Source organism: Pseudonocardia hispaniensis (assembly GCF_042658695.1).
Taxonomy (GTDB): Bacteria; Actinomycetota; Actinomycetes; order Mycobacteriales; family Pseudonocardiaceae; genus Pseudonocardia; species Pseudonocardia hispaniensis.
This window is the reverse complement of sequence record NZ_JBHSQW010000009.1, coordinates 317,643-343,546: the sequence shown is the minus strand read 5'-3', so window position 1 is coordinate 343,546 and position 25,904 is coordinate 317,643. Positions and strand designations below refer to the sequence as shown.

The window sequence follows — 25,904 nt, the reverse complement described above, 5'->3', positions numbered from 1 at the left end:
CCTCTCGATGTGTCGGGGCGCTCAGGGCGCCGGAGACGGCGAGGCGGGCTCGGCGCGGGCGAGGTGGTCGGGCAGGTGCCGCCAGGCCAGCAGCAGCCGCGGTGGGGCGCCGCCGGGCAGCATCCCGGCGGCGATCACTGCGAGGCCCCAGGCGGCGTCGATGGCCGGGCGGCCGTAGCCGGCGACGATCTGCTCGGCGTGGACGCGCAGGCCCTCGATGGTGGCGGCGTCTCCGGCGAACACGGCGTCGGCGAGTTGCTCGACGAGCGGGACGAGCGCGTCGGTCATCGGGTCCCCGGTGAGGGATTCGTCGAGTTCGCTGTCGCTCACGACTCGGCCCCGTCGTCGTCGGCCGCGAGGTCGTCGAGGTCGAGCTGCTGCCACCTGTCGGGGCGGCCGTCGCCGTCGGGAGGGTCGCGGGGTCGCCAGCGGCCGAGGTCGGGCGGGTACAGCTCGGTGTCCGGGGCCGTCTCGTCGCCGACCGCCTCGTCGACCAGCCGTACGGGGGCGAGGACGCCGCGGTAGGCGTCGCCGATCTGGACGAGGATCCGGGCGTGCTGGTGGTGGCGGTAGAGCTGGACTATGTCGCCGCGGCGGCGCGCGACCGCGGTGAACGGGACCAGCCGCTCGTACGGGATGGCGGTGCGCGGCGTGGCCGGGACCAGCTGCAGGCCGCCGGCGCCCAGGACGACGGCGCCCGGTGGTGCGGCACCCAGCATCGTGTACAGGCCGGGGGCGGGGTAGTCGCCGGCGTCGAGTTCGCCGAACGCCAGCGACACCCCCTCGTCGATCAGGTTGGGGTCCTCGCGGATGGTGATCTCACCGCCGGATCGGTGGATCTGCACGGCGTGCGTGTTGTGCGGGTCGCGGCCGCGCGCGGCCTTGAACACGGTGATCACCGACTTGATGTCGCGCAGCGACCACAGCGTCGGCTCGCCCAGCTGGCCCGAACACGGGGTGTGGGTGTGGCCGGCGGTGTGCCGGTCGGTGGAGGCGCCGGCGAGCAGCTCGAGCTTGCCGGGTTCGGCGCCGTGGTGGCCGCGGCAGGTGTGCAGCAGCACCGCCCCGAACTGTCCGGCGTCGGGGCCGGTGTCGGCGGTCCGTGCGAGGTCGGCCAGTACCCCGAGGAGGGAGGAGGTGAGTACCCGGACGGTCATGGGCGGCGGCCTGCTCTCTTCCATTCGCGGACGGTGGGCCGGTCGACACCGAGGATCGCGGCGACCTGCGCGACGGTGCGGCCCTGGTCGAACAGCTCGTAGGCGGTCAGTCGCGGGTCGGGTGAGTCCTGGGCGAACCAGGAGCTCAGGCACCGCGCGGTGGCGTCGGCGATCCCGGCGGCGAGCTCGGCCTGGTCGGCGGTGCCGAGGTAGGACAACCCGGTGACGGTGACGACGAGCTCGTCGCCGTCGGCTTTGGCGACAACTCTCATGCCGCGTCCTGCCGGTGGTGTCGGGTGGTCCGGCCGGGGCCGCGCACCGGCCGGGCTGTGGTGGGGCGCCGGCGGGCCCGCGCACGGCGGACCCGCCCGGAGACCCAGTCCACGACCAGGTTGATCAGCACGATCAGGGCGACCCCGAGGACGGCGCCGGCGCCGACGGCGATCTGGTACTCGGTGGGGGTCATGACCTCACGCACGGCCGTGCCCCCGGCTGCGGGCGCGGTTGGAGGCGGCCCGGGTGGCGGCGAGCTCGGCGGACAGCTCGCGTAGCGCGGCGACGACCGCGATCGCGGCCACGACGAGGACCTCCTGCACCGAACCCTCGGCGAGGTCGCCGTCGTCGTCGATCGTCTGCAGGTGCTCCTGGGTGAGTGTGGCCGCGGTGCGGGCGTCGTCCAGATCGGGACGCTGCATCGGGCGGGGGGAGGTGGTCACCGGCCCTCCGCGGGGCTGGCGCGGCGAGCGGCGATCTCCCGCCAGCTAGCGGCGCGGTACTCGGCGTGGTAGCAGGCGCGGAGGGCCGCCAGGGCCAGCAGCTCCTGCGCCACAGCCGAGCCGGTCTGCGGCCAGTGCCGATCCGCGATGGTCTGCCACGCGGCGGCCTCACACTCGTAGGTGGCGGCCCAGGCCGTGTCGGGCTGCGCGTCGCCGAGCGTCTGGCGCCTGCCGATGCAGCGGTGGATCTCGGCCAGCAGCTCGTCGAGCGTCGGGCCGGCCGGGTCGGTGGTGGTCATCGGGCCTCTCGGGTTCGGGTGGGGTGGGACGGGGCGGACGGAAGCGGCTGTGTCGGGCACGTCGCCAGCGGCGGCTGCTGCGGGGGCCGGAGGTGTCGGGGCGGCCCGATCGGGGCGCCCACGGGCAGCTGCGGGCCGCGATCGTGGGCGGAGCCGGCCCGCGCAGCGGTGTGCTGGGGTCGGCGGCGGTCGCCGCGGGTGGCCAGCACCGCGCCGGACAGCGCGAACGCGGCCGCGGCCGCGGCGAGCCCGACCAGCAGCACCACCCGGACGGTGTCGTCGAGGGGGATCACCGCAGCCTCGCCGGGTCGTGCACGGGTTGCGGGCTGGTGACCAACAGCCCCACGGCGTCGTCGGCCCAGCGCAGCACGACCCGGTCGAACCCGCCGACGTCACCGACCGCGGGCATATGCCGGGTGGCGCCCAACCCGGCGGCGGTGTCGCAGATCGCGGCCAGCTGGTCGGCGCCGACGGCGGCGGCCAGGTCGCACAGCTGGTAGCGCAGCCGGGTCGCGAGCTCGGGGTGCTTCTCCACGAGCTCGGCCAGGTCGTGGAGGCCTTCGGAGATCCGGGCGGCCAGCTCGGGGTCGGCGTACGCGACGAACGGGTCCGGCTCGACGGGCTGGACGGGCACCGGCAGCCCGGTGGGCTCGGTGTCGGTCACGGCCCGGGGGCGGGGGGACGGGGTCGGTATCATCGGGGTGCCTTTCGGGTGTTGGGGGCCGCGCTCTGACCAGCGCGGTCCCGCTTCATGAGGGGGATCGGGGAGTCCGTGGCCACCTGGCCGCGTGTCGAGATCACCTGGGACGCGCCCGGGCGGCGGGATCGGCAGCGCTGGACGAGCCAGATCGGCTGAGGGCCCGCGCGAGGTCCTCGCGGGTGGGGCGCCGCTCCAGTTCCCGCCGGACCCACGCCATCAGCGCGAACCCGCCGGTCACGAGCGCGAGGACCGCGATCGTCAACGCGACGGCCGCGATCGTCAACGGCAGCGCGACACTGTTCATGACACACCTGCTGGGCGGTCGGCATCGGCGAGGAACTCGGCGAGCGCGGCAACCGGAATCCGGATGTGCTTGCCGATGCGGCGGTGACGGAGCTTCCGGGCGCGGCACAGCGCATAGATCTGCTTGACCGGAACGCCGAGGGACTCGGCGACCTCCTGCGCGGTGTACGCGGTCCGTGGTGGGGCGCCCTCGCGGGTCCGGGTGCTCATGCCGGGATCGCCTCGGGCCGCAGCTCGCCGGCGTCGTCGGCGCCGAGGGTGAACAGGTCCTCGAAGGTCAGCCCGGGGAAGGCCCTCAGCAGGCCGCCGATGAAGTTGCCGCCGAGCTGGGACTTCCCGGCGAGCGTCCGGGAGACCGACGCCTTGTGGATGCCCATCGCGTCGGCGAGCGCGGTGTCGGTGACCAGGCCGGCGGCGCGGCGGGCGAGGTCGAGCCGCTCGGCGCGGATGCGGATCGTGGGATGCCTGGGGCTCAACTGGACCTCCTTGCTGCAGTCGCATGAACGCGATGTGTCTTATGCATGAGACGACACTAGCGCCGATTGCTTCATGCGCGCAACTTGTCTCTCATGTGGAATACATGATGAGCGCGTGTCGCGCTCTTCGGCGTGTCGCGTGTTGCGCACGTGCAGCGTGCGGTGACGCCTGGACCTGGCCTTTGGTCACCCATTCAGAGATCGCCGCGCTGCGTGCGCGCAACTAGCATCGTGTCCGTGACGGCACCCGACACCCAACGTGGGTCGAGCTGGGCTGTATGGCTGCAGAACAGGCTCGACGAGCGCAGCTGGCGTCAAGCAGAACTCGTCAACCGCAGCGGAGGCACCGTGACGCGAGCGCAGGTCTCGCGTTGGCTGAAGGGGGGCCACGTCCCCGACATCGCCAGCATCCGTGACGTATGCGAGGTCCTCGGCGTTCCCGCCGTCGAAGGGATGATCGCGGCCGGGCACCTCTCGCCGGAGGACCTCGGCGTCAGCGTGATCGAGCGCCATCGCGAAGCCCGCGACCTGTCCAAACGGGAGCTGCTCGCCGAGCTGGACCGGCGCATCCCCGACGACGAGGCCGAGCCGGCCCCGCCGCCGATCTCGATTCCCCGCATCAGCCCGGAGGGCCTCGGCGTGGAGGGTGAGGACTTCGCGGCCCGCCGACGCCCGAACCGGGACGATCGGTAATGCTCCGGCACGATCCGCCATTCGGTCGCTAACGGATCATCCTTTCGCGTACGACAGTACGTGTGTGCTTCGTTACTCTCTGCGATCCGACGCCGTCGGCTTGAGCCAGACCCTGTACGACGTCCTGACCCGGCGCGGTGGCCTGTCCATCCGCATGGCGGACCTGGACGGGGCGCTTGGATTCACCGAGTTCCGCTCCCAGACCGTCTACCTGGCAACCGGGATGACCGTGGCGGAACTGCGCTCGACGCTTGTGCACGAGCTCGTGCACCTGCTGCGAGGTCCGGTGCCGCGGCGGCTTGTAGGGACTGAGGAGGTAGCAGTGCAGCACCAGACTGCGCGGATACTCGTGCCCGATGGGGCCGAGCTCGCCGAACAGCGGCGCTGGACCGAGGATGACCTGCAGGAGCTGGCCGCCCGCTACCGGGTGGACCGGGACGTGATCGAGACGGCGCTCAACCCACCGACCATCCCGTGGCCGCGGCCGGAGTCGCCGTGAGCGGCCGCCCGCCGCTGCCCGTCGGTGCCCACGGCAACATCACGACCCGGCAGCTCGCCGCCAAGCTGTGGGAGGCCAGCTGCCGCTATCGCGATGCCGACGGAGAGACTCGGAAGGTGAAGCGCCGCGGCGCCAGCCGGTCCGGCGCAGAGAACGCTCTGCGCGCGGCGCTGGCCGAGCGCCGTCACGCGGCCGAGGCGCACCTCACCCCCGACTCGCGGGTGCGCGACGCCGCCGAGGCGTGGCTTGAGCAGCGTGAGACGCAGCTGGAAGCCGGGGAGCTCGCGCCTTCCACACTGACTGTGTACCGCTCGGCGTGGACGCTCTACATCGAGCCCGCCCTTGGCGGGCTGCGGCTGCGCGAGGTGACCGTCGCGCGCTGCGAGGTGTGGAAGCTCGAGCTGCGCAAGCGGAAGGGCGCCGCGGCGACCAAGAGTGCCCGCACAGTGCTGTCGGGGATCCTCGGCTACGCCGCCCGCATGGGCGCGATCCCCACCAACCCCGTCCGGGACATCTCGCCGATCCCCGGCGGCCGTAGGAAGCCGCCGCGGGCCCTGACCCGGGACGAGCGGGCCCGGTGGCTGGCGGCGATGGAGGCCGACGAGAAGGCTGCCCGCTGGGCGATCCCGGACCTGACCCGGTTCATGCTCGCGACCGGCTGCCGCATCAGCGAGGCGCTCGCCGTCTCGTGGGACGAGGTCGACCTCGAGGCGGGCACGGTGGCGGTGCGCTGGCATCTCGTCCCGGTGCGTGGGGTCGGTCTGCAGCGGGTGGCCGGCGCGAAGTCCGAGGCCGGAACGCGGGTGCTGCGGGTGCCGCGCTGGTGCGTCGACATGCTGCTGGCGCGGCGCGTCGCCGAGGACTCGGGGTATCCGGTGTTCCCCGACGACCTGGGTGGCTGGCGGTGGCCGGGGAATGTGCTGCGGGTGCTGCGCCAGGCGCGCGATGAGGCCGGGTTCTCCTGGGTCACCAGCCATGTGTTCCGCAAGACGTGCGTGACCGTGCTCGACGAGGCTGGGTTGTCGGCGCGTGCGATCGCCGATGTGGCCGGGCATGCCGACCCGTCGATGACGCAGCGGGTCTACATGGGCCGGGGGATCGCGTCGGAGGAGGCCGCCACAGCACTAGAGGATCTACTGTAGACAGTTCCGCTAAGGGACCGGAATCGCCGGACACGATCGGGCGGCACCCGGGAACAACGGGTGTTCGCGGTGCAGGTCAGGCCGTTGACGGGCGCGAGCGGGCCGGGACGGGTGGGATGGATCGAGAACCGTCAGGTCGTGGGTTCGAGCCCCACCCGCCCCACCGCCCGACCGGCACCTCTGCATGACGGAATGCAGATGTCGGCGAGCTTTGTCGATCATGTCGGCGGGCGGACGCCGGACGAAGGCGACGCGGGTGCGAATGGTGGTCCGGGCGACCTCGAGAACCGCATGAGATCGAGGGCGAAGCCTACGTACTGCTCGGCGATCTGCTCGGCGGTGAAGGGGCCGTCGGGACGCCACCAGGTCGAGAGCGCGGTGCACATGGTGACGGCAGCGCGTGCGGCTTCGTGCGGGTGGTCGGCGCGGAATCGGTGTTCGCGGACGGCGGCCTCGACCTCCCGATCGACCATGCGCTGTTGGACGGTGCGCATGTGTGCGATCGTGCGGCGGTTGTCGGTGTCGAAGCTGCGCATCTCGCTCGCGCCGACGAACCCGAGTTCGCGGCGGTGGGTGTGGAACAGCGCGAGGTGCTCGATGAGCAGGCTGAACCGTTCGACGGGGTCGCGTCCCTCGGCCTGGGCGGCGCGTGCGCGCATCAGCAGCTCGGTCATCGTGAGGTCGAGGATGGTGAGCAGCATCTGCTGCTTGCTGGTGTAGTAGTGGTAGATCCCGGAGACGGACAGGCCGCACCGCGCGGCGATGCCGCGCACCGTCGCGCCGTGATAGCCGATCTCGAGGATCTCGTCGAGGGCGGCCCGTAGGACGGGGTCGAAGTCGAGGGGTTCGTAGTGGCGCCACTGCGTGATCACCGGTCCCGCCGTCGCCTTCTCGGCTCGCGGCGCCGGGCGCGGTGGCGGCTCGGCCGGTGAGTCGGGGTCCACGACGATGTCCAGGATCTGCGGCACGGTCAGGCCGAGGGCGTCCGCGATGTGGCTCAGCCGGTTGACGCTCAGTCCGGTGCGGCCGTTCTCGATCTGGCTCAGCGTTGCCGGGCTCACCCCGAGCGTGCGCGCAAGGCTGCGCAGGCTGAGGCCCTGCGCTACCCGGGCGGTCCGCACCTGAGCGCCGAGCGTCCCGTCGGCCGGGTGCGCGCTCCCGCTTGTCGGCATGCCGCCACCTCCTGCCCTTGCGTTCGTAAAAGCTAAACATGTCGGCCCGGCTTGGTCCAGGGCGAGATATTGACGGGCATGTTAGGGCATGTAATAGTTCGCTAAACACTAACCGTTCGAGCGCTCGAACTGCGAGCGCACCTGTTCACCATCTGAGGAGACGACGATGTCTGATGCCCCGGCGATGCGTGAGCTGCTCGGTGAGAACGCGCCGAGCAACTGGGGCAAGTGGGGCCCCGACGACGAGCTGGGCTGCCTGAACTACCTGGACACGAAGGAGGTGCTGCGCGGCGTGCAGCACATCAGGTCGGGCGAGGTGTTCACGCTGCAGATCCAGATGGGTCGCACCGACGGTCCCGGGGACCCGCTGTGGCCCGGCCGGTCGGGCATCGAGCGGCAGAACATCCTCGACGAGGGCAGCTGGGACGGCGAGGGCGCCCCGGCCTTCCCGGGCGGGCTGCACTACGCCGACGACACCGCGAAGATCTTCCTGCAGGGCTCCACCCAGTACGACGCCCTCGGCCACGTCTGGTACGACGGCAAGCTCTGGAACGGCTACGACGCGCGCACCACCGTGGAGGGGATGGAGAAGGCCTCGGTGCTGCCGATCGCCGAGAAGGGCGTCGTCGGCCGCGGGGTGCTGATCGACATGGCCCGCCACCGCGGCAAGGACTGGCTGGACAAGGGCGAGACCTTCGACCACAACGACCTGGAGGCCGCGGCCAAGGCCCAGGGTGTGCAGATCGAGCCGCACGACATCCTGTGTGTGCGCACGGGATGGTTGAAGTACTGGTACGAGCTCAACGACAAGGAACAGTTCTACGACGGGTTCAACGAGCCCGGGCTGACCTACTCCCGCGAGCTGGTGGAGTGGTTCCAGAGCCGGGAGATCCCCAACCTGGTCACCGACACCATCGCCAACGAGGTCACCTACGAACCCGAGACGGGTGTGGCGCTGCCGCTGCACTGCGCGCTGATGCGCAACCTCGGCGTGGCGCTCACCGAGATCGCCTGGCTCGACGACCTGGCGGACGCGTGCGCCGCGGATGGGCGGTGGAGCTTCCTGTACGCCGCGGCGCCGCTCAAGGTGGTCAAAGGCACCGGCGCCCCGGTCAACCCCATCGCGATCCGCTGAGGAGCCCGCCCGTGAGCGTCTACGACGACAAACCCTGGCTGGCGCGGTACGCGCCCGGCCGACCGGCCGAGATCGCGGTCGAGTTCGACAACGCGCTGGCGATGTTCAAGGCCTCCGTCGAGCGGAACCCGGATGGCGACGCGATCCGCTACTTCGACGGGCGGATCACGCTGCGCGAGCTCGACGAGCTGACCGACGCGTTCGCGGCGGGCCTGGCCGATACCGGGTTCGCCAAGGGTGACCGGGTGGCGGTGTTCCTGCAGAACGTGCCGCAGTTCGTCATCGCCCAGATCGGCACCTGGAAGGCCGGCGGCATCGCCGTGTCGATCAACCCGATGAACCGGGAGCGCGAGCTGGAGCTGCTGCTGCGCGACTCCGGCGCGCGGGTGCTGGTGTGCCTGCAGAGCCTGTACCGGGACGTCGCGGCGAAGGTCGTGGCGAACACCGACGTGCAGACCGTCATCACGACCTCCGAGCTGGAGTACCAGACCCGCAACGACCAGCGTGTCTTCGCCGGGGTGGAGCGCATCGTGTGCGAAGGCACGCTCGACATGGCCGACCTGCTGGCCCGGTTCGCCGGCCGAAGGCCCCCGGCGGTCGCGCTGGGGCTCGACGACGTGGCCTTCCTGACCTACACCTCCGGCACGACGGGGCCGCCCAAGGGGGCGATGACCACGCACCGCAACGTCGTGTTCAACGCCCAGACCTACCGCGACTGGATCGGTCTGGGCCGCGACGACGTGATCCTCGGTGTGGCGCCGCTGTTCCACATCACCGGGCTGGTCGGCCACATCGCGATCTCGTTGCTGGCCGGTGCCCCCCTGGTGCTGATGTATCGACTCGACCCGGCGCTGACGATCGAGACGATCCGGGCCGAGCGGGCCACCTTCACGGTCGGGTCGATCACCGTGTTCATCGCGCTGATGAACGCGCCCAACGCCGAGAAGGACGCCCTCGCCAGCCTCACCAAGATCTACTCCGGTGGTGCGCCCATCCCGCCGAGCACGGTCACGGCGTTCCGGTCCACCTTCGGGCACTACATCCACAACATCTACGGGCTGACCGAGACCACCTCGCCGTCGCATGCCGTGCCGTTGGGCGCCGACGCGCCGGTGGACGAGGCGTCGGGGGCGCTGTCGGTGGGCGTGCCGGTCTACAACACGATCGTGCGGATCGTCGGTGACGACGGCACGGACCTGCCACCGGGCGAGATCGGCGAGCTGGTCACCACGGGTCCGCAGGTCGTGTCCGGCTACTGGAACAAGCCGCAGGAGAGCGCCGCGGCGCTGCCGGGCGGGGCGCTGCACACCGGCGACGTCGGCTACATGGACGCCGACGGCTGGTTCTACATCGTCGACCGCAAGAAGGACCAGATCAACGCGGGCGGCTACAAGGTGTGGCCGCGCGAGGTGGAGGACGTCCTCTACGAGCACGAGGCGGTCCGCGAGGCCGCCGTCGTCGGGGTCCCGGACGCCTACCGTGGGGAGACGGTCAAGGCGTTCGTCAGCCTGCGTCCGGGCCGTACCGCCACCGCGGAGGAGCTCATCGCGTTCTGCAAGGAACGGATGGCCGCCTACAAGTACCCGCGGCAGGTCGAGTTCCTCGACGAGATCCCGAAGACGGTCACCGGGAAGCTGCTGCGCCGCGAGCTGCGCGCCCGCGAGCAGCAACCCGTCTGACCGCGCCCCCGACTGCGCCGGACCCGGGATCCCGGGTCCGGCGTACACCGCTGACCACAGTCAAACCGGTCGCGCCGAGATCGATCGGCCGGCCGCCGTCGAGGAGAGAACATGGCCGTCGAGCTGGCACCAGACCCCGACGTCGCACGGCTCGCCGAGCGCACCGCGGCGTTCGTGCGCGCCGTGGTCATCCCGGTCGAGGAGCGCCTCGGCGGTGTCGCCCGCACCGAGTCCGTCCGCGCCGAGCTGCAGGCCGAGGCGAAGGCCGCCGGGGTGTTCGTCCCGCACGTCGGGGTCGAGTTCGGTGGACACGGGCTCGACATGCGGGGCCGCGCGGTGGTCTTCGAGGAGGCCGGCTACGCGCTGCTCGGGCCGTTGGCGCTCAACATCGCCGCGCCCGACGAGGGCAACATGCACCTGCTCGAGGCGATCGCCACGGACGAGCAGAAGGCGCGTTACCTCGCACCCCTCGCCGCCGGCGACGTCCGGTCCTGCTTCGCGATGACCGAACCAGCGCCCGGCGCGGGCTCCGACCCCGCGGCCCTCGCGACCACCGCGGTCTCCGTGCCAGGGGGCTGGCGGATCGACGGCCGCAAGTGGTTCATCACCGGAGCCGAGGGCGCCGCGTTCGCCATCTGCATGGCCCGTACCTCGGGCGAGCCCGGTCACGCGGGTGGCGCGACCATGTTCCTGGTCGACGCGGACAACCCGGGCATGAAGATCGTGCGGCACATCGACACGCTCGACGAGTCCCTCTACGGCGGGCACCTCGAACTGATCTTCGACGGGTGCGTCGTCCCCGACGACGCGGTGCTCGGGGAGGTCGACCAGGGCTTCCGCTACGCGCAGGTGCGCCTCGGGCCGGCCCGCATGACGCACTGCATGCGCTGGCTGGGCATCGCCCGACGGGCCCAGGACATCGCGCTCGCCCGGGCGAACGAGCGGGAGGTGTTCGGCGCGAAGCTCGCTGACCTCGGGATGGTCCAAGCCATGATCGCCGACAATGAGATCGACATTGCGGCGAGCCGCGGACTGATCCTGCGGGCCTGCTGGGAGCTCGATGCCGGTCGCTCGGCCGCGCAGGCGACGTCCATCGCCAAGACCTTCACCTCCGAGGCGGTGTGGCGGGTCGTGGACCGCGCGCTGCAGATCTGCGGCGCGCTCGGCGTCTCCGGGGACGTCCTGCTGGGGCGATTCCTGCGGGAGGTCCGGCCCTTCCGCATCTACGACGGGCCGTCCGAGACCCACCGCTGGTCCATCGCCCGCCGGGCAACCCGGCGGCACGCCGCCGCGGGCGCCGAGGTCAGGCCGTGACCGGCACGCTCACCGGACTCGATCTGCCTCGGCTCCAGAAGTTCTTCGACGACCAGGTGCCCGGCGCCGGGCAGCTGCGTGCCGAACTGCTCTCCGGTGGCCGCTCCAACCTCACCTACCTCCTCACGGACGGCCGTTGCAGCTGGGTGCTGCGGCGCCCTCCGCTCGGCGGGTTGACCCCGTCCGCGCACGACATGGGGCGCGAGTACCGCGTCGTCGCCGCCCTGCGCGATACCGGCGTCCCGGTGGCCCATGCGGTGGCGCAGTGCGACGACCCGTCCGTGATCGGCACCCCGTTCGCCGTCGTCACGTACGTCTCCGGCCGCGTGCTACGCACCCAGGCCGATCTCGACGCGTTCGGCGACGCGGACGTGATCCGGTGCGCCACCGCACTGATCGACACCCTGGTCGCCCTGCACGCGATCGACCCGAACGCGATCGGCCTCGGCGACTTCGGCCGGGCCAAGGGCTATCTCGGGCGGCAGGTCCGCCGGTGGTACGACCAGTGGACCCGCGTGGCCACCCGCGACATGCCGGACATCGAGACGCTGCACAGCCGGCTGGCGGCGTCGATCCCGCAGGAGAGCGAGGCGAGGATCGTCCACGGCGACTTCCGGGTCGACAACACCATCCTGGACCCGGCCGACATCGGGACCGTCCGTGCGGTCGTCGACTGGGAGATGGCGACCCTGGGCGACCCCATGGCCGATCTCGCGCTGCACCTGGTCTACCGTGACCCGGCTTTCGACCCGGTGCTCGGCGGCGGCGGGGCCGCGGCCACGAGCCCACGCATGCCCGCGGCGGACGACCTCGTCCAGCGGTACGCGGTGGCCTCGGGCCGTCGCGTGGCGAACCTGCCGTTCGCGCTGGCACTCGGATACTTCAAGATCGCCGTCATCGCCGAGGGCATCCACGCCCGCCACCTCGCCGGGCACACCGTCGGGACGGGGTTCGACTCCGTCGGCGAAGCCGTGCCGGCGCTCGCCGCAGCGGGACTGGCCGCGCTGCGCGAGCCTGGCTCGTGCTGAGACTCCGGCGCGGTGGGCCCGCCCGCGACCGGTCCCTCACCGAGGTCCGGCTCGACCATCCTCACCGTCAGGCGACGTTCCCCGGCTCGGGTGCCGTGCCGGGCCAGTAGTGCGAGTCGGGGGTGGGCCGGGCACCGAAGATCGCTTGGCCGACGCGGACGACCGTGGCGCCTTCCTCGATCGCGGTCTCGTAGTCCCCGGACATGCCCATCGACAGCTCACCCGGACCGATCAGCTCCGGGTCGAGGTCGCGGGCCCGGTCCCGCAGGGTGCGCAGGAGCCGGAAGCAGGCGCGCACCCGTTCGGTGTCGGAGGTGAAGAGCGCCAGCGTCATCAGTCCCTGCACCCGCAGCGAGTCGCGGTGCCGGAGCTGCCGCAGGAACTCCAGCGCCTGATCGGGCTCCAGCCCGAACTTGGAGTCCTCATCGGACGTGTTGATCTGCACGAACACATCCAGCTTTCGGCCGGCTGCCTGCAACCTGCGGTCCAGGGCGTCGGCGACCCGGATGCTGTCCAGGGCCTGGAACTCGTCGGCGAACGCGACGACGTCCTTGACCTTGTTCGTCTGCAGGTGACCGATCACCGACCAGGACACATCCACGTCGGCGAGGTTCTGCCACTTGCGCTTGGCCTCCTGGACCTTGTTCTCGCCCAGGGCGCGGCACCCGGCCCGCACGGCCAGTCGAATGCGATCCTCCGGAACGGTCTTGCTCACCGGCAGCAGGCGCACCTCGGAGGCGTCCCGGCCCGCGCGTCCGGCCGCCCGCGCGATCCGGGTCCGGACGGTCGCGATGGCGCGCCCGAAGTCCTCGACGGACTCGGCCGTCGGATAGGCCACCCCGGTTGTCGGCATCTCCGCTGCATGGGACATAGGTCTAATACTGCCCGTATGTGCTTGCTCCTCATCGAGGACGACCACTTCTCGTTGCTCGCGCAGAGCCCGTACCACAGCATCATCGGCCCGGACCAGCACCGCTGGGCGCTCGTCCGATCGGTGTCGAAGTTCCTCGGGCCGGACCTGCGGCTGGCATTCGTCGCCAGCGACCCGGCCACGGCGCAGCGCCTGGGCCTGCGCCTGGCTCCGGGCGGCACCTGGGTCAGCCATATCCTCCAGCGCGCCGCGCATCGCATGGTGATCGACGCGGACACGGCGGATCTCCTCGACCGCGCCGCCGCCCACTACGCCGAGCGCAACCGTGCCTTCCGCAAGCTCCTCGGCGCCCGAGGCATCGATGGATGGCTCGCCGATGGGCTGAACGTCTGGGTCGACACCGGTGCCGACGCCAGCGAGGTCTCGACCGGGCTGATGCGCCGCGGCTGGCTGGTCCGCACGGGTGACACCTTCCGGCTGGACTCCGGTGCGGACGCCACCCACCTGCGGTTGACCGTGCACACCCTCGACGACGCGGCCCTCGATCGGCTCGCCACCGATCTCGCCGATGCCATCGCCGACGCCCGGATGCGCGATCCGGCGACCCGCACGACAGGACGATCGGCGATTGCTCGGCGCATCATCGCGAATGGTCCGTCAGAATGACCGGGATCCCTGTCGTCCTGCGACCACGATCCGACCGAGGTCGCTTCACCCGGCAACGCAGGTCGGTCCGGTCCACAGGCGTGAGGATCGTTCCCGTTCACCGGAGACGGTCCGGCTGCGCGGGCCACCGACCCAGGAGGTGCTGACATGGGACGTTCCGGGGCAGCCGGTTGGAGCGGTCCGGCCGCTGCGGGCGGCGGCCACGGTGCGCAGCGCGCGCTGCTGCCCTGGCGGGTACTGGGCGCGCTGCTGCTCCTGGCGATGGGCGGGATCCACCTCTACCTCGTCTTCCACGGGTTCAGCGGCCTGGTCGGCACCCTGTTCGTGCTCAACGCGATCGGATCGCTCGTCCTGGCCGTGGCGATGCTCGTCGTGCCGGGCCGGCTGCTGGGGCTGACGAGCGGGCTGAGCGCGCTGTTCATGGCGGGTACGTTGCTCGCGCTGGTGCTCGCGCTGACCGTCGGGTTCCTCGGGGTGCGCGAGCAGCTCGGCAACCAGCTGGTCCCGACGACGCTCGTCGTGGAGTCGGTGGGCACCATCGTGCTCGCGCTGACCGCCGCCCGGGCATCCCGGCTGCGCCACCGGGGTTGACCCACGTGGGGCGGCGCAGCGGGACGCGCTACACCTCCGTTCCGGAGGTGGTCGGCTGCGACCGGCGGACGTCCGAGCAGCTCCCGCTGGTGGCCTTCCGCCCGTCGGCGGGCTGAACCGAGCCCACGGGCGGGGGGCCCACGCGCCGGAACAGCCGGGCCGGCTTGCCCACCGTCCCGCTGCTGAGCCGGTCGGTCTCCTGGAGGGCGCCGAGCATGCGTCGGCGGAAGGTGTCCTTCTGCAGCGGTTCACCGAGCACGGACTCGTGGACTCGTTGCAGGTCCCGCAGGGTGAACTCGGTGCCGATCAATCCCCGCGGGTCGGGTCGTTCCCGGTAGAGGTCCCGGGCCCAGTCCACCGCGCGGGCGACGATCTCGTCGTGGTCGAACGCGAGCGCGGTGTGCCCGCCGGGTAGCACGGCGCGCTCGCCCCGGATCGGCGCGAGGTGTGCCGTGGCCGGGAGCCGGGCGACCGGCACGAGATCGACATGGGCGACGCTGAGCACGCGCCCGCGGTCGTCGCGCCCCGGGTCGTCGAGGACGACGAGTTGGCGCGGCTTCTCCCCGGTGACGCCGACCTTGTCCCGCAGCGCGCGCAGCGCCGCGTCCGCCAGCAACTCCTGTTCGCCCACGAACACGCCGGGCAGCGACCACCGCCCGGTCGCGTACTCCTCGTCGCGCTCGTGCACCAGCACGGCCAGCAGTCCGTCCGCGCGCACCGTCAGCAGGGCCACGTCGACCGCCACCGAGGGGCGCCGGTAGTCCGCGAGTGCCCGTCCCGATCCATCCCGCCAGTTCATGCTGGACATATTAGCTCACATCTGCTCTTATTAATTAGAGCGAGAACGCGCTAATGAGCAGGAGGGATCATGGAGCAGGCGGACATGCATCTGGGGCGGCCGGTCGTGCGGGCCGGGCTCACCCTGTTTCCGGTGTTCAACGGCCGGGCCGTGGCCACCCGTGGTTACGACGTGCACAGCCCCTCGGTCGATGTGCGGGAGCGCCCGGACGGGCCGCTGGTCACCGAGCTGGTGATGACCAACAGCGGGACCCGCCCGGCGCTCGTGCTGGAAGGAGAGCTGCTGGAGGGCGGGTGGCAGCATCGGGTCGTCGCCCGCTCCGCCGTCGTCGAGCCGGGCGTGGCGACGGTCCTGGAGGTTCGCTGCGTGGAGCAGCGGCGCTGGCAGGGCGGGCACCGGCACGAGCGGGGTGGCCGCTGCGCCCCGGTGTCGGTGCGCGCCGCAGGCGACCAGGGGCAGGTCTGGGAGCGGGTCGGACGCTACGGCACCAGCTCGACGGGCTCGCTGCTCGAGACCGCCCGCGGGCGCGAGGAGGCCGCCGCGGCGCTGGTGCGCGACCTGAGGCCGCGGGCGTTCCAGAGCGGGGTGCTGATCGGGATCGGCGGCCAGCCGGTGCTGGTGGAGGTCTTCGACTCTCCGCGCACCCTCGCCCAGGTATGGGGTCGGCTGGTGCACGCGGCCGCGATCGACGCCGTGGGCGCCCCGGCCGTCGAGACGCCCGGACGGCGCGCGCGGCGGTTCGTGCAGCGGGTGGAGCGCCGGTACCCGGCGTATGCCCGGGTCGCGGTCCTCGGCTGGCGCGGCCGCGCGATCCACACGGTGGCGGTCAACCCGCGGCACGAGCTGGTGACGGCGTGAGCGCGCCGGATCGCGCCGTCGGGGTGCTGCTCGGGGCGGCGGTGGGGGACGCGCTGGGCGTGCCCTACGAGTACGGCAGCAGGTCACTGCCGGGCCCCGGGGAGCCGGCGCGGATGCTCGGCGGCGGGCTCGGCGGATACGCACCGGGGCAGTGGAGCGACGACACCGAGATGGCCTGCGTACTCGCCGAGGTTGCGGCCACCGGCGCGGACCTGCGCACGGCGGACGCGCTGGACCGGATCGCCGACGGGTTCCTGCGCTGGTTCGCCGACGGCCCGGCCGATATCGGTGTCCAGACCCGTGCGGTGCTGTCGGCGGTGCGGCCCGGCCCCGGCGCGGCCGCGCGGCTGCGCGCCCGCGCCGCCGAGCTGCACGAGCGGACCGGGCGGACCGCGGGCAACGGCTCGCTGATGCGCACCGGGCCGGTCGCGCTGGCGCATCTCGGCGACCCGGACGCGATCGCGGCGGCGGCCCGCGCCGTCAGCGCCCTGACCCACCACGACCCGCAGGCCGGTGACGCGTGCGCGCTGTGGTGCCTGGCGATCGACCACGCCGTGCGGACCGGGCAGCTGGACCTGCGCGTCGGGCTCGGGCACGTCGGCCCGGAGTGGGCCGAGCTGGTCGACGAGGCCGAGCGCTGCACCCCCAACCGGTTCGGGGCACGCAACGGGTGGGTGGTCGCGGCGCTGCAGTGCGCCTGGTCGGCCATCACGCGCGGTGGCGGGTTCGAGGAGGGTCTGCAGGCCGCGGTGCGGGCAGGTGGGGACACCGACACCGTCGCGGCGATCGCCGGTGCGCTGCTCGGTGCCGGCCACGGTGGCAGCGCGGTGCCGGCCCGATGGCGCCGGCGGTTGCACGGGTGGCCCGGGCTGCGCGCCCGCGACCTGACCCGGCTCGGCGTCCTCGCCGTCCGCCGCGGCGAGCTCGATCCCGACGGCTGGCCCGGCGCCCCGACCGTCCGTTCCTACGCCGGGGCATCGGAACGCACGGTGCCGCATCCCGACGATCCGGGTGTGCTGCTCGGCGGGGTCGGCGCGCTGCGGCCCGGGGTCGCCGACGCCGTGGTCAGCCTCTGCCGGCTCGGCGCCGACCAGGCCCCGCTGGCCGGCGTCGCCCCGGAGGACCACATCGAGGTCTGGCTGATCGACGGCGACGACGCGAACCTCGATCTGCCCGCCGTGATCGCCGACGCCGCGGCGGCGGTGCGCGAGCTGCGCGCCGAGGGCAAAACCGTGCTGCTGCACTGCGTGCACGCGCAGACCCGCACCCCGGTGGTCGCCGCGGCCTACGGCGCGCTGGTCACCGGGTCGGCGCGGGCCGCGGCGCTGCGCCGGGTGACCGCCGTGCTGCCCTCGGCGTGCCCGCGGCCCTCGATCGTGCGGGGGTGGCTCGGGTCGGCCGGATGAGCGCAACCGTTCCCGCAGTGCGCCTCGGCGCAGTCCTGGCCGGGCGCCGACCGGCCCCGGTGGACGACCCCCATCCCGCCCCCGCCGAGCCGCCCGTCGGGGGTGAAGCCGCCGATCCGCCGCGGATCCTCGGTGCGCAGCGGTTGCACGACCACGGGTCGCTCCCCGGTCGTCGCCGAACGAAGGGTGGCCGGGAGTCTTCCATGATCCGAGCTCCCGGTCCGGGTTGGACACGGCCGGGACCGTCGGAGGCGCTGGCTACGCTCGCGGCGTGAACGAACCCGACGTCGGGCACAGCGCGCTGCCACACGCCGAGCGCGTGCGGCTGGAGGCGTTGCGCTACGCCGCGCGCGAGGAGGCGGCCACCTACATCGCGATCATGCGGACCTTCACCGGAGAGGTCGCGGGGCTGCTGTCCGACCAGTCGGCGGCCGAGGTGGCACAGCGGCTTGCGGCGCAGGGCTTCGAGCTGAGCACCGACACGGTCGACGAGCGGCTGTCCTACCTCGTCGAGCACGGCAACCTCGCCCGCAGCCCCCGCGAGGCCGAAGCCCGCAGCCTGCGCGAGTACCTGCAGAACCGCGCCCGCTACCAGCTCACCCAACGTGGGGAGCTGGTGCACCGGTTCGTCGAGGAGTTGTTGGGCCACACCGAGTCGGCGCGCGAGGTCTCCACCGAGATGCTCGGCGGCATCCTGACGGGCCTGCTCGCCCTGGGCAGGCTCGACGACCCCGCGGTGGCCGCCGCCGACCCCGACGAGCTGGCCCGCGACATCGCCACCGTGTTCGCCCAGTTCGAGCGGCTCGTCTCGTCCACCCGCGACTTCTACACCTACCTCTCCCAGGTGCTGGTGCGCTACGACCTGGACCGCGCGGAGTTCCAGGCGTTCAAGACCGCCCTGCTCGACTACCTGCAGCGGTTCGTCGACGAGGTCGCCCGGCACATGCCCCAGCTCGCCGAGGCGGTGGTGCGGGTGCTGCCCCGGGTGGCGGTGCTGTGCGAGCGGGCCAACTCCGGCCAGCGGCTGCTCGGCGTCGACGGCACGACCGCGCGGCGGGCCAACGGGCTCGACCCCGCCGACTGGGACGGCCTGCACGCCTGGTTCGTCGGCGGCCCCGGCCGCGACTCCGACGCCGCGGGGGTGCGGCGCCTGGCCACCGACGCGATGCGGGCGCTGCTGGTCAATCTGCGGCGGATCGCCACCGGCCGGCGCGAGCAGAGCCGCTACGGCGACATGCTCACCCTCGCCCGGTGGTTCGCCGAGGCCGACGACGACACCGCACACGCGCTGTGGGCCTCGGCGTTCGGGCTGTACTCCTGCCGCCACCTCGGCTTTCCCGCGGACGACGACGCCGATCCGGTGCCGCCCACCGCCTCCTGGTGGCGCACCCCGTCGGCGGAGGTGCCGGTGGCGCTGCGGCGGCACGGGGCGCGGGTCATCCGCGGCCGGACCGGGCGGCGCGACGACTACGGCGAGACCAAGGCGGCCCGGCTCGCCGAGCGGGAGCGGGCCGAGCAACGGCGCGCGGCGGCGCTGGCCGAGATCGGCCGGCACGCGGGGCGGCCGGGCGCGCTGCGGCTCTCCGACGAGGCCCGCGTGCTGCTGCTGGAGCTCTACGCGCGGGCGCTGGGTGGGCACGGCCGGCCGCTCGGGTCCGGCGACGTGGCCGAGGTGGCCGCCGACGGGGCGTCGTGGCGGCTGGCGGTGCGGCGCACCCCGGGCGCGGACACGGTGGTCACCAGCCCGGCCGGCCGGATGCGGCTCCACGACCTGACGCTGGCGGTCGAGCACACCGACGAACGGTGGGCCACCGGATGACCGGGGCTCGCCGCGTCGAGCGCCCGGCCCCGGCCGAGGACCTCCACGCCGCCGCCGAGCGCAGACGGGCCGCGCGGGCGCTGCTGCGCACCCCGCTGCTGTGCGCCGAGGGCGCGGGCGCCGACGACTTCCGGCTGGTGCGCCGCCACCGCGCCGAGCTGGAGCGGATGTTCGCCGACGGGCTCGGCTACCGGCTCGTCGTCGAACCCACAACGGCGCGGCTGTTCAAGACCGGCCTCGGCCGCGACGCCACCCGCCCGCTGCTGCGCCGCAACGGCCGGGCGTTCACCCCGCGCGGCTACGCCCTGCTGTGCCTCACCGTCGCCGCGCTGAGCCGGGCGAAGGGCCAGCTGCTCGTCGACGAGCTGGTGGCGCAGGTCCGCTCCGCGGCGGTCGACGCCGGCCTGGACATCGACCTCGACGCCATCGCCGACCGCCGCGCCCTCTACGCGGCGCTGTCGGCCCTGGCCGACCTCGGGGTGCTGCACGAACGCGACGGCGACCTGGAGCACTGGGCCGAGCAGCGCACCGCATCGCTGCTCGACGTGCGGCGCGACCGGCTCGCGCTGCTGGTCGCCGCCCCCGTCGGCGGGGTGGATGGCCTGGCCGGCCTGCTCGACGCCGCCGCGTTGCCCTCGGCGGCGGGCGGGGCCCGGGTGGCGGTGCGGCGCAGGCTCGTGGAGACGCCGATCCTGTCGGTCGACACGCTCACCGAGGAGCAGGCCGAGTGGTGGCGGCGGGCCCGCAACCGAGAGCGGGAGTGGTTCTCCGACCGGTTCGGCGTCGAGGTGGAGCTGCGCGCCGAGGGTGCCGTGGCGATCGACCCCGCCGGCGAGCTCAGCGACCTGGAGTTCCCCGGCGGGGGCTCGTCGCGCCAGCTCGCGCTGCTGCTGATGGAGCGGCTGGCCGCGGCGCTGCGCCCGGCGGCCAGGGAGGCAGCCGCCCCCGAGCGGGTATGGCGGAGGGCCGGGCCGGACCTGGTCGCGCGCATCTCGGCCGAGGTGCTCGCGGACTGGGGCGCCGGACTGAAGAAGGCGCACCGCGAGGACGCCGCCGCGGCGCTCGCCGAGGCCCGCGCGGTCCTGGTGGCCGTCGGGCTGGTCCGGGTGTGCGACGACGAGGCGTGGCTCGTGCACGCGGCCGGTGCCCGCTACGCGGTGCGTGCCTCGATCAGCGAACAACCGTCGCCGTCCGCCGAGGAGGAGACGTGACCGAGAGGTTCCGGTTGTCGCGGGCCGGCGTGCTCAACGTCTGGCAGTACGACGAGCAGATCTTCGAGTTCGCCGACGGCCGGCTGCTGCTGCGCGGCGCCAACGGCGCGGGCAAGTCGAAGACGCTGGAGATGCTGCTGCCGTTCGTGCTCGACGGCGACAAGGCCCGGATGACCGCGTCCGGGCGTCACCACACCAGCCTGCTGTGGCTGATGCTCGACGGGTACTCCGGGCAGAACCGGGCCGGATATCTGTGGGTGGAGTTCGCGCGCACCGTCGGTGACGGGCAGGACGAGACGGTGACCTGCGGCGTCGGCATCCGGGCGTCGCAGTCGGCGCGGGCCGCGGCGGCCTGGTTCTTCACCTTCCCCGGCCGGGTCGGCAAGGACCTGCTCCTCGAGGACGACGCCGGTCCGCTGGCCAGGGAACGGTTGCGCGCCGTGGTCGAGCCCGAGGGTCAGGTCTTCGAGTCGGCCCGCTCCTACAAGCAGCACGTCGGTCGCCTGCTGTTCGGGCTGGAGCCCGCGCAGTACGACGAGCTGCTGCGGCTGCTGTACTGGCTGCGCCAGCCCCAGGTCGGCGAGGACATCGAGCCCGCGCGCCTCGCCGAGCAGCTCGTGCAGGCGCTGCCGCAGCTCGACGACGCGGCGCTGCGTGCCGCCGGGGACACCTTCGACGAGCTGGCCGCGTTCGGCGAGCAGCTCGACCGGCACCGGCGCAGCGCCGAGGCCGTCGCGGACTTCGCCGCCGCGTACGCCGGGTACGCCCGCGCGGTGCTGCGCGCCCGCGGCGCCGACCTGGTCGGGTGCCACACCGAACGCACCCGCCGGGCCCGCGAGCTCGAACGGTGCACGGGCCGGGCCGCGGCGCTGTCCGCCGAGCGGGATGCGGCCGAGGCCGAGCGCGCGGCCGTCGGCGAGGAACGCGGCGCGCTCGGGGCGCGGCTCGCCGAGCTGCGCGCCGACCCGCTGCTGCGCAACCAGCGTGAGCTGGCGAACCGCCAGGCGCTGGCCGCGGAGCGCGTCCGCTCCGCGGACGAGGCGCGGCGGGTCGCCGAGCGGGCTCACCGACGGGCGGAGCAGAGCGGTGAGCGGGTCCGCTGCGACGCCGAGGCGCTGCGCGCCGATCTCACCGACTACGGCGCTGCCGCGGGTGCGCGGTCCGCCGAGTTGAGTCGGGCCGGGGCGCAGGTCCTGCTGCCGATGCCGCCCGCGCTGCACGAGCCACGGCTGGACCGCACCGACGATGCCGCCGCTGCCGCCGACGCGCTCGCCGTACACGCCGCCGCGGTCCGGGCCGCGCGTCCGGTCGTCGGCGAGCTGCGGGCCGCTGTGCAGGTGGTGGCGGCCGCCCGAGCTGACCTCGACGCCGCCGCGGCCGAGCGCAGCCGCGCCGAGGAGCAGGCGGCCGCCGCCGAGCAGCGGGCCGAGGAGGAGCGCGGTCACCTCGCCGACGCCCGCGCCGATGCCGACCGGGCCGAGGCCGGCTTCGCGGCCGCGTTCGACTCCTGGCGCACCGATCCCCGGGCGGTCGCGTTCGACCCGCCGGACGAGCTGTCCGCCGACAGCGTCCCCACGCTGCGCACCCTCGCCCGGGAGGCCGCTGCGCCGGTGCTGTCCACGCGCCGCGAGGAGGAGAAGGAGGCCGGGGCCCGCCGCGCCGCCGCCGACCGGGAGCTCGACGCGGCCACGAACCGGCGCGCCCGGGTGGCCGCGGAGCGCGACCCGGCGCCGCCCGAGCCGGCCTGGAGCCGCGACCGGCGCGACGGCACCGATGGGGCGGCGCTGTGGCAGCTCGTCGACTTCGCCGCCCCCCTCACCCCGGCCGACCGCGCCGGGCTGGAGGCGGCGCTGGAGGCCTCCGGCCTGCTGGACGCGTGGGTCCGGGCCGACGGTGCCGTGCTGGCGGCCGACCGTCGCGACGTCGTGCTCCCCGCCGGGCCCGCGGCCGGCGGGCCGGCCCTCACCGAGGTCCTGGTGGCCGACCCGCCGCCGCGCGGCCCGGTCACCGCCGAGGCCGTCCGGGGCGTGCTCGCGCGGGTGTCGTTCGGGTCGGGCGCGGCGGTGCCGGGCTCCACCGCGGTGATCGGGGCCGACGGGAGCTGGCGGCTGGGCCCGCTCACCGGGCGGTCCACCAAACCCGCCGCCCAGTACATCGGCGCCACCGCGCGGTCGGCGGAACGCCAGCGGCGCCTCGCCGAGCTCGACGCCCTGATCGCGGCCACGACCGCGGAGCGGGACGCGGCTGCGGCCGACGAGCGGGTGGCCCGCGCCGCCGCCGACGCGGTGGAGGCGTGGCTGGCCGACGCGCCGTCGACCGCCGAGCTGATCCGAACCTGGACGCGCCTGGCCGAGCGGACCCGGGTCACGCAGCGCGCCGACCGGCTGGCCGCCGAGGCCGAGGAGGCCGCGGTCGCCGCCCGCTCGGCCGAAGCCGCCCGGCGTCGCACCCTCGAGGAGTTGGCGCTCGCGCACGACCTGCCCACCGCGGCCGGGCCGCTCGCCGCCCGCGGCGAGTCCCTTGGCGACCTCGACGCCGCCCTCGCCCGGCACGCCGACATCGCCTCGCCGCTGCGCGACCGCCTGCACCGATGGGCCGGCGACGCCGCGGCCCGGGAGGAGGACCTCGCCGACGCCGAGCAGGCGGCCGCCGATGCCGCGGACGCGCGGGAGCGGGCCGCGGCGGCACAGGCGGCGGCCGACGAGCTGGAGCAGACGGTCGGCGCGCCGCTGCGCGAGATCCGGCGGCGGATCGAGGCGGCCGAGGACCAGGACGCGCGGCTGCGGGAACGTGAGAACGCCCTGAACGAACGGATCGCCTCGCTGCTCGCCGAGGGTGGCGCCGCCCGGCAGGCGGCCGCTGATGCCGCGGCGCGGCTCGCCGAGCACGAACCGGTGCTGGCCGGTGCGGTCGCGGCGGTGGGCGCGCTCGTGGAGACCCCCGGTCTGCTCGCGTCCGGCGCCGGGCCGGGCGGGGCGGGCGAGCTCGGCGTGTTCGACCTCGCCGCGGGGTTCGCCGCCGGGAATCCGGTGCCCGCGGCGGTGCTCGCGCTCGCCCGCCGGCTCGCCGCGCTGCCGGCGCCCGAGCGGGACGGCACCGAGGCCGCCGTCTACTCGGCGTGGCGGGACGCCGCGAGCGGCCCCGCAGGCGACGCCGACCCGCGCGTCACGGAGATCGGGGGCGCACTGGCCGTCGTCGGGCGCGACGAGGCGGGGGAACACCCGATCGGTGAGCTCGCCGACCGGTTGGCCGCCGCTGTCGCCCGCGACGCGGAGCTGCTCACGGATCGGGAGCGGCGGCTGTTCGAGGAACACGTGCTGGGTGACCTGGGAGAGTCGCTGCGGGAGCGGCGGCTGGAGTCCGAGGAGCTGGTCACCGAGATGAACGCGCTGCTGCGCGGGGTCACCACCAGCCAGGGCATCCAGGTGAAGCTGCACTGGACGCTGCGCGAGGACGTCGCCGCCGACGCCCGCCGCGCGGTGGAGCTGCTCGGCCGGCCGGTGGGGGCGCTGCTGGCCGACGAGCGCCGCGAGTTGCGCGACGCCCTGCACCGGCTGATCGAGGCCTCCCGCGCGGAGGCCCCGGAGGACTCCTACTCCGAACATCTCGCGCGGGCCCTGGACTACCGGCGCTGGTTCGCCTTCCGCATCCGCTACACCCGTCCCGAGAACGCCGGCGCCTGGCACGACCTGCACCGCCGTTCGCCGCTGTCACAGGGTGAGCAGAAGGTCGTCTGCTACCTGCCGCTGTTCGCGGCCGCGGCCGCCCATTTCAGCTCGCTGGCCGGCGCCGCGCCGCATTCGCCGCGTTTCGTGCTGCTCGACGACGCCTTCCCGAAGATCGACGTGCGCACCCATCCGCTGCTGTTCGGGCTGCTCGTCCAGCTCGACCTCGACTTCGTCGTCACCAGCGAGCGGCTCTGGGGCGATCACGCCACGGTGCCCTCGCTCGCGATCTACGAGGCGCTGCGCGACCCGAACGAGCGGGGCATCGCGCAGTACCGGCACGTCTGGGACGGCCACCGTCTGCAGGCCGTCGGCATATGAGCTGGATCGCGGATCCGGCGCTGGGCCGGATCTGGGCGGTCCTGCGGGAGCGGGTCGAGGCCCGGGGGCTGCGCGCCGAGGGACGGATCGTGCTCACCGGGCTCACCCGCGCCGAACGGCACGCGGCCACCACACTGGTGGGGCGCCCGGTGACGGCGTCGCGGCTGACGATCGACCTCGCCGAGCTGGACGCCTGGCTCGCCGAGCGCTCCGGCGTCGGCGGACTGGTCGCGGTCCTCGAGGCGGCCACCGGCGCCGCGATGGTCGACCGGCGGGCGCTGCGGGCGCGGCGGGCCGCGGCCCGCGAGTCGCCGTTCACGCTGGCCCGAACGCTGCTGGCGGGCCAGCCGTGGCTGCAGGAGTGGATCGACGAGCTCCGCCGCTCCGGAACGCTCTCCCGCACCGCCGACCCCGAGGCGGCCGTCCGGCTGGCCGCGGGCGCGCTGGCCCGGTTGCCCGCCGCGACGTCGCGCACCGAGCTGGCCACCGCCGTCGGCGGCGACGCGCACGCGCTCGACGACGGGACGACCGCGGCCGCCCTGGTGCTGCGCGCGCTCGCGGCGCGGTCCGGCGAGCCGGTGCCCACGACCACCGCCGACCGGCGCGCGCTGTGGGAGCGCTACGGAGTCCGCGTCGACCTGATCTCCACCACCTGTCTGACGCTGGGGCTGCGGGCCACCGGGGCGGCGGGGGCGCGTCTCGACCTGGCCGCCGACGCGGGCGACCCGGTCCACCTGACCCCCTGGGACCTGCGCCGCTGCATTCTCGACCCGCCGGCCACGGTGCTGGTCTGCGAGAACCCGCGGGTGCTGGAGGCGGTGGCCGAGCGGTTCGGCGGCCGGGTGCCGGTGGTGTGCACGAGCGGGCAGCCCGCGCTGGTGGTGCTCGATGTCCTCGCCGCCCTGGCCGGTGCGCGGCTGCGCTACCACGGCGACTTCGACTGGCCCGGCGTCGCGATCGCCAACCGGCTGATCGCGGAGGCGGGGGTCGTGCCGTGGCGGATGGGCGCCGGCGACTACCTCGGTGCACTCGGCCGGGCCCGCCTCCCGCTCGCCGGGGCACCGGTCGAGCCGGCGTGGGACGCCGAGCTGGGGGCCGCGATGCGGCATCACGGCGTGGCCGTGCACGAGGAGGCGGTGCTGGGGGACCTGCTCGCGGCGTTCGAGTGACCCGGCCGGCCGGGAGATTCCTGCCCGATGCTCGAACGGGCCTGGATCCGCGGGTTCCGCCACCTGGCCACCCTTGGGACACTGGCCGGATGCAGCGATCGTCGGGCCGGCTGCTCGCTCCACCTCGGCAGGCAGGTGGGGGCCGGACCGCGCCG

At 74.0% G+C, this 25,904-nt stretch carries 29 protein-coding genes; 15 read left to right on the top strand and 14 right to left on the bottom strand.

Going from position 1 to position 25,904, the window contains the following annotated elements; all coding sequences use genetic code 11:
• Positions 1-21: 21 nt before the first annotated feature.
• The 11 genes from ACFQE5_RS04780 to ACFQE5_RS04730 form a co-directional block, all read right to left on the bottom strand.
• A complete protein-coding gene (locus ACFQE5_RS04780) occupies positions 22-330 on the bottom strand; it encodes a hypothetical protein (protein WP_379583179.1) in 309 nt (102 codons plus the stop codon).
• Entirely contained in the window at positions 327-1,181 is an 855-nt protein-coding gene (locus tag ACFQE5_RS04775) for a hypothetical protein (RefSeq protein ID WP_379583177.1), read from the bottom strand. The genes ACFQE5_RS04780 and ACFQE5_RS04775 overlap by 4 nt, the downstream gene beginning before the upstream one ends.
• Positions 1,154-1,429, bottom strand: a complete 276-nt coding sequence (locus tag ACFQE5_RS04770) for a helix-turn-helix domain-containing protein (protein ID WP_379583175.1) — start codon at positions 1,427-1,429, stop codon at positions 1,154-1,156. The genes ACFQE5_RS04775 and ACFQE5_RS04770 overlap by 28 nt, the downstream gene beginning before the upstream one ends.
• Positions 1,426-1,623, bottom strand: a complete 198-nt coding sequence (locus ACFQE5_RS04765) for a hypothetical protein (RefSeq protein WP_379583173.1) — start codon at positions 1,621-1,623, stop codon at positions 1,426-1,428. Before ACFQE5_RS04765 ends, ACFQE5_RS04770 begins: the two co-directional genes overlap by 4 nt.
• A 4-nt stretch (positions 1,624-1,627) precedes the next feature.
• Complete coding sequence (locus ACFQE5_RS04760; RefSeq protein ID WP_379583171.1) at positions 1,628-1,873, bottom strand: hypothetical protein; 246 nt, start codon at positions 1,871-1,873, stop codon at positions 1,628-1,630.
• Positions 1,870-2,172, bottom strand: a complete 303-nt coding sequence (locus ACFQE5_RS04755) for a hypothetical protein (protein WP_379583169.1) — start codon at positions 2,170-2,172, stop codon at positions 1,870-1,872. The genes ACFQE5_RS04760 and ACFQE5_RS04755 overlap by 4 nt, the downstream gene beginning before the upstream one ends.
• Complete coding sequence (locus ACFQE5_RS04750) at positions 2,169-2,465, bottom strand: hypothetical protein (protein WP_379583167.1); 297 nt, start codon at positions 2,463-2,465, stop codon at positions 2,169-2,171. Before ACFQE5_RS04750 ends, ACFQE5_RS04755 begins: the two co-directional genes overlap by 4 nt.
• A complete protein-coding gene (locus ACFQE5_RS04745) occupies positions 2,462-2,836 on the bottom strand; it encodes a hypothetical protein (RefSeq protein WP_379583165.1) in 375 nt (124 codons plus the stop codon). The genes ACFQE5_RS04750 and ACFQE5_RS04745 overlap by 4 nt, the downstream gene beginning before the upstream one ends.
• Before the next feature lie 133 nt (positions 2,837-2,969).
• Complete coding sequence (locus ACFQE5_RS04740; RefSeq protein WP_379583163.1) at positions 2,970-3,176, bottom strand: hypothetical protein; 207 nt, start codon at positions 3,174-3,176, stop codon at positions 2,970-2,972.
• Positions 3,173-3,385: a helix-turn-helix domain-containing protein gene (locus tag ACFQE5_RS04735; RefSeq protein ID WP_379583160.1), complete on the bottom strand. Its 213-nt coding sequence runs from the start codon at positions 3,383-3,385 to the stop codon at positions 3,173-3,175. Before ACFQE5_RS04735 ends, ACFQE5_RS04740 begins: the two co-directional genes overlap by 4 nt.
• On the bottom strand, positions 3,382-3,651 hold the full coding sequence (locus tag ACFQE5_RS04730; protein ID WP_379583158.1) for a transcriptional regulator: 270 nt from the start codon (positions 3,649-3,651) through the stop codon (positions 3,382-3,384). The genes ACFQE5_RS04735 and ACFQE5_RS04730 overlap by 4 nt, the downstream gene beginning before the upstream one ends.
• Positions 3,652-3,888: 237 nt before the next feature.
• On the opposite strand from ACFQE5_RS04730, the gene ACFQE5_RS04725 reads away from it, so the two are divergent.
• The 3 genes from ACFQE5_RS04725 (at position 3,889) to ACFQE5_RS04715 (ending at position 5,985) form a co-directional block, all read left to right on the top strand.
• A complete protein-coding gene (locus tag ACFQE5_RS04725) occupies positions 3,889-4,344 on the top strand; it encodes a helix-turn-helix domain-containing protein (protein WP_379583156.1) in 456 nt (151 codons plus the stop codon).
• Positions 4,345-4,444: 100 nt separating this feature from the next.
• A complete protein-coding gene (locus ACFQE5_RS04720; protein ID WP_379583154.1) occupies positions 4,445-4,843 on the top strand; it encodes an ImmA/IrrE family metallo-endopeptidase in 399 nt (132 codons plus the stop codon).
• Entirely contained in the window at positions 4,840-5,985 is a 1,146-nt protein-coding gene (locus tag ACFQE5_RS04715; RefSeq protein WP_379583152.1) for a tyrosine-type recombinase/integrase, read from the top strand. Before ACFQE5_RS04720 ends, ACFQE5_RS04715 begins: the two co-directional genes overlap by 4 nt.
• Positions 5,986-6,203: 218 nt before the next feature.
• On the opposite strand, the gene ACFQE5_RS04710 is transcribed toward ACFQE5_RS04715, so the two are convergent.
• On the bottom strand, positions 6,204-7,157 hold the full coding sequence (locus ACFQE5_RS04710; RefSeq protein ID WP_379583150.1) for a helix-turn-helix domain-containing protein: 954 nt from the start codon (positions 7,155-7,157) through the stop codon (positions 6,204-6,206).
• A gap of 166 nt (positions 7,158-7,323) precedes the next feature.
• Between ACFQE5_RS04710 and ACFQE5_RS04705 the strand changes: the two genes are divergently transcribed.
• The 4 genes from ACFQE5_RS04705 to ACFQE5_RS04690 all read left to right on the top strand — a co-directional run bounded on the left by ACFQE5_RS04705 (position 7,324) and on the right by ACFQE5_RS04690 (position 12,313).
• A complete protein-coding gene (locus ACFQE5_RS04705) occupies positions 7,324-8,292 on the top strand; it encodes a cyclase family protein (protein ID WP_379583148.1) in 969 nt (322 codons plus the stop codon).
• An 11-nt stretch (positions 8,293-8,303) separates the two neighbouring features.
• The gene (locus ACFQE5_RS04700; RefSeq protein ID WP_379583146.1) at positions 8,304-9,971 is read left to right on the top strand and encodes an AMP-binding protein; all 1,668 of its coding nucleotides are present in this window, start codon (positions 8,304-8,306) and stop codon (positions 9,969-9,971) included.
• A gap of 111 nt (positions 9,972-10,082) precedes the next feature.
• Complete coding sequence (locus ACFQE5_RS04695; protein WP_379583144.1) at positions 10,083-11,285, top strand: acyl-CoA dehydrogenase family protein; 1,203 nt, start codon at positions 10,083-10,085, stop codon at positions 11,283-11,285.
• On the top strand, positions 11,282-12,313 hold the full coding sequence (locus ACFQE5_RS04690; RefSeq protein WP_379583142.1) for a phosphotransferase family protein: 1,032 nt from the start codon (positions 11,282-11,284) through the stop codon (positions 12,311-12,313). Before ACFQE5_RS04695 ends, ACFQE5_RS04690 begins: the two co-directional genes overlap by 4 nt.
• Before the next feature lie 67 nt (positions 12,314-12,380).
• On the opposite strand, the gene ACFQE5_RS04685 is transcribed toward ACFQE5_RS04690, so the two are convergent.
• Positions 12,381-13,184, bottom strand: coding sequence for a YggS family pyridoxal phosphate-dependent enzyme (locus ACFQE5_RS04685; RefSeq protein WP_379583140.1), 804 nt, complete (start codon positions 13,182-13,184; stop codon positions 12,381-12,383).
• Positions 13,185-13,202: 18 nt separating this feature from the next.
• Here ACFQE5_RS04685 and ACFQE5_RS04680 point away from each other — a divergent pair, with 18 nt between their 5' ends.
• Complete coding sequence (locus ACFQE5_RS04680; protein ID WP_379583138.1) at positions 13,203-13,850, top strand: hypothetical protein; 648 nt, start codon at positions 13,203-13,205, stop codon at positions 13,848-13,850.
• 147 nt (positions 13,851-13,997) lie between these two features.
• A complete protein-coding gene (locus ACFQE5_RS04675; RefSeq protein WP_379583136.1) occupies positions 13,998-14,441 on the top strand; it encodes a hypothetical protein in 444 nt (147 codons plus the stop codon).
• A 28-nt stretch (positions 14,442-14,469) separates the two neighbouring features.
• Here the strand turns inward: ACFQE5_RS04675 and ACFQE5_RS04670 are convergent, their stop codons facing one another.
• Positions 14,470-15,240 carry an NUDIX hydrolase gene (locus ACFQE5_RS04670; protein WP_379583134.1) on the bottom strand — a complete coding sequence of 257 codons (771 nt, stop codon included), beginning with the start codon at positions 15,238-15,240 and terminating at the stop codon, positions 14,470-14,472.
• A gap of 69 nt (positions 15,241-15,309) precedes the next feature.
• Between ACFQE5_RS04670 and ACFQE5_RS04665 the strand changes: the two genes are divergently transcribed.
• The 6 genes from ACFQE5_RS04665 to ACFQE5_RS04640 all read left to right on the top strand — a co-directional run bounded on the left by ACFQE5_RS04665 (position 15,310) and on the right by ACFQE5_RS04640 (position 25,749).
• Entirely contained in the window at positions 15,310-16,098 is a 789-nt protein-coding gene (locus tag ACFQE5_RS04665; protein WP_379583132.1) for an ARPP-1 family domain-containing protein, read from the top strand.
• A complete protein-coding gene (locus tag ACFQE5_RS04660; RefSeq protein WP_379583130.1) occupies positions 16,095-17,504 on the top strand; it encodes an ADP-ribosylglycohydrolase family protein in 1,410 nt (469 codons plus the stop codon). The genes ACFQE5_RS04665 and ACFQE5_RS04660 overlap by 4 nt, the downstream gene beginning before the upstream one ends.
• Positions 17,505-17,775: 271 nt before the next feature.
• On the top strand, positions 17,776-19,323 hold the full coding sequence (locus ACFQE5_RS04655; protein WP_379583128.1) for a TIGR02677 family protein: 1,548 nt from the start codon (positions 17,776-17,778) through the stop codon (positions 19,321-19,323).
• Positions 19,320-20,534, top strand: coding sequence for a TIGR02678 family protein (locus tag ACFQE5_RS04650; RefSeq protein ID WP_379583126.1), 1,215 nt, complete (start codon positions 19,320-19,322; stop codon positions 20,532-20,534). Before ACFQE5_RS04655 ends, ACFQE5_RS04650 begins: the two co-directional genes overlap by 4 nt.
• A complete protein-coding gene (locus tag ACFQE5_RS04645) occupies positions 20,531-24,580 on the top strand; it encodes a TIGR02680 family protein (RefSeq protein WP_379583124.1) in 4,050 nt (1,349 codons plus the stop codon). Before ACFQE5_RS04650 ends, ACFQE5_RS04645 begins: the two co-directional genes overlap by 4 nt.
• Positions 24,577-25,749, top strand: a complete 1,173-nt coding sequence (locus ACFQE5_RS04640) for a TIGR02679 family protein (protein ID WP_379583122.1) — start codon at positions 24,577-24,579, stop codon at positions 25,747-25,749. The genes ACFQE5_RS04645 and ACFQE5_RS04640 overlap by 4 nt, the downstream gene beginning before the upstream one ends.
• The last annotated feature ends 155 nt before the right edge of the window (positions 25,750-25,904 follow it).

What these genes read in the sequence shown, in the direction of transcription:
- ACFQE5_RS04775 (WP_379583177.1), bottom strand. Translation starts at nt 1,181, where the DNA reads ATGGAAGAGAGCAGGCCGCCGCCCATGACCGTCCGGGTACTCACCTCC.
- ACFQE5_RS04770 (WP_379583175.1), bottom strand. Translation starts at nt 1,429, where the DNA reads ATGAGAGTTGTCGCCAAAGCCGACGGCGACGAGCTCGTCGTCACCGTC.
- ACFQE5_RS04765 (WP_379583173.1), bottom strand. Translation starts at nt 1,623, where the DNA reads ATGACCCCCACCGAGTACCAGATCGCCGTCGGCGCCGGCGCCGTCCTC.
- ACFQE5_RS04755 (WP_379583169.1), bottom strand. Translation starts at nt 2,172, where the DNA reads ATGACCACCACCGACCCGGCCGGCCCGACGCTCGACGAGCTGCTGGCC.
- ACFQE5_RS04740 (WP_379583163.1), bottom strand. Translation starts at nt 3,176, where the DNA reads ATGAACAGTGTCGCGCTGCCGTTGACGATCGCGGCCGTCGCGTTGACG.
- ACFQE5_RS04735 (WP_379583160.1), bottom strand. Translation starts at nt 3,385, where the DNA reads ATGAGCACCCGGACCCGCGAGGGCGCCCCACCACGGACCGCGTACACC.
- ACFQE5_RS04710 (WP_379583150.1), bottom strand. Translation starts at nt 7,157, where the DNA reads ATGCCGACAAGCGGGAGCGCGCACCCGGCCGACGGGACGCTCGGCGCT.
- ACFQE5_RS04705 (WP_379583148.1), top strand. Translation starts at nt 7,324, where the DNA reads ATGTCTGATGCCCCGGCGATGCGTGAGCTGCTCGGTGAGAACGCGCCG.
- ACFQE5_RS04695 (WP_379583144.1), top strand. Translation starts at nt 10,083, where the DNA reads ATGGCCGTCGAGCTGGCACCAGACCCCGACGTCGCACGGCTCGCCGAG.
- ACFQE5_RS04685 (WP_379583140.1), bottom strand. Translation starts at nt 13,184, where the DNA reads ATGTCCCATGCAGCGGAGATGCCGACAACCGGGGTGGCCTATCCGACG.
- ACFQE5_RS04680 (WP_379583138.1), top strand. Translation starts at nt 13,203, where the DNA reads ATGTGCTTGCTCCTCATCGAGGACGACCACTTCTCGTTGCTCGCGCAG.
- ACFQE5_RS04675 (WP_379583136.1), top strand. Translation starts at nt 13,998, where the DNA reads ATGGGACGTTCCGGGGCAGCCGGTTGGAGCGGTCCGGCCGCTGCGGGC.
- ACFQE5_RS04670 (WP_379583134.1), bottom strand. Translation starts at nt 15,240, where the DNA reads ATGAACTGGCGGGATGGATCGGGACGGGCACTCGCGGACTACCGGCGC.
- ACFQE5_RS04665 (WP_379583132.1), top strand. Translation starts at nt 15,310, where the DNA reads ATGGAGCAGGCGGACATGCATCTGGGGCGGCCGGTCGTGCGGGCCGGG.
- ACFQE5_RS04650 (WP_379583126.1), top strand. Translation starts at nt 19,320, where the DNA reads ATGACCGGGGCTCGCCGCGTCGAGCGCCCGGCCCCGGCCGAGGACCTC.
- ACFQE5_RS04640 (WP_379583122.1), top strand. Translation starts at nt 24,577, where the DNA reads ATGAGCTGGATCGCGGATCCGGCGCTGGGCCGGATCTGGGCGGTCCTG.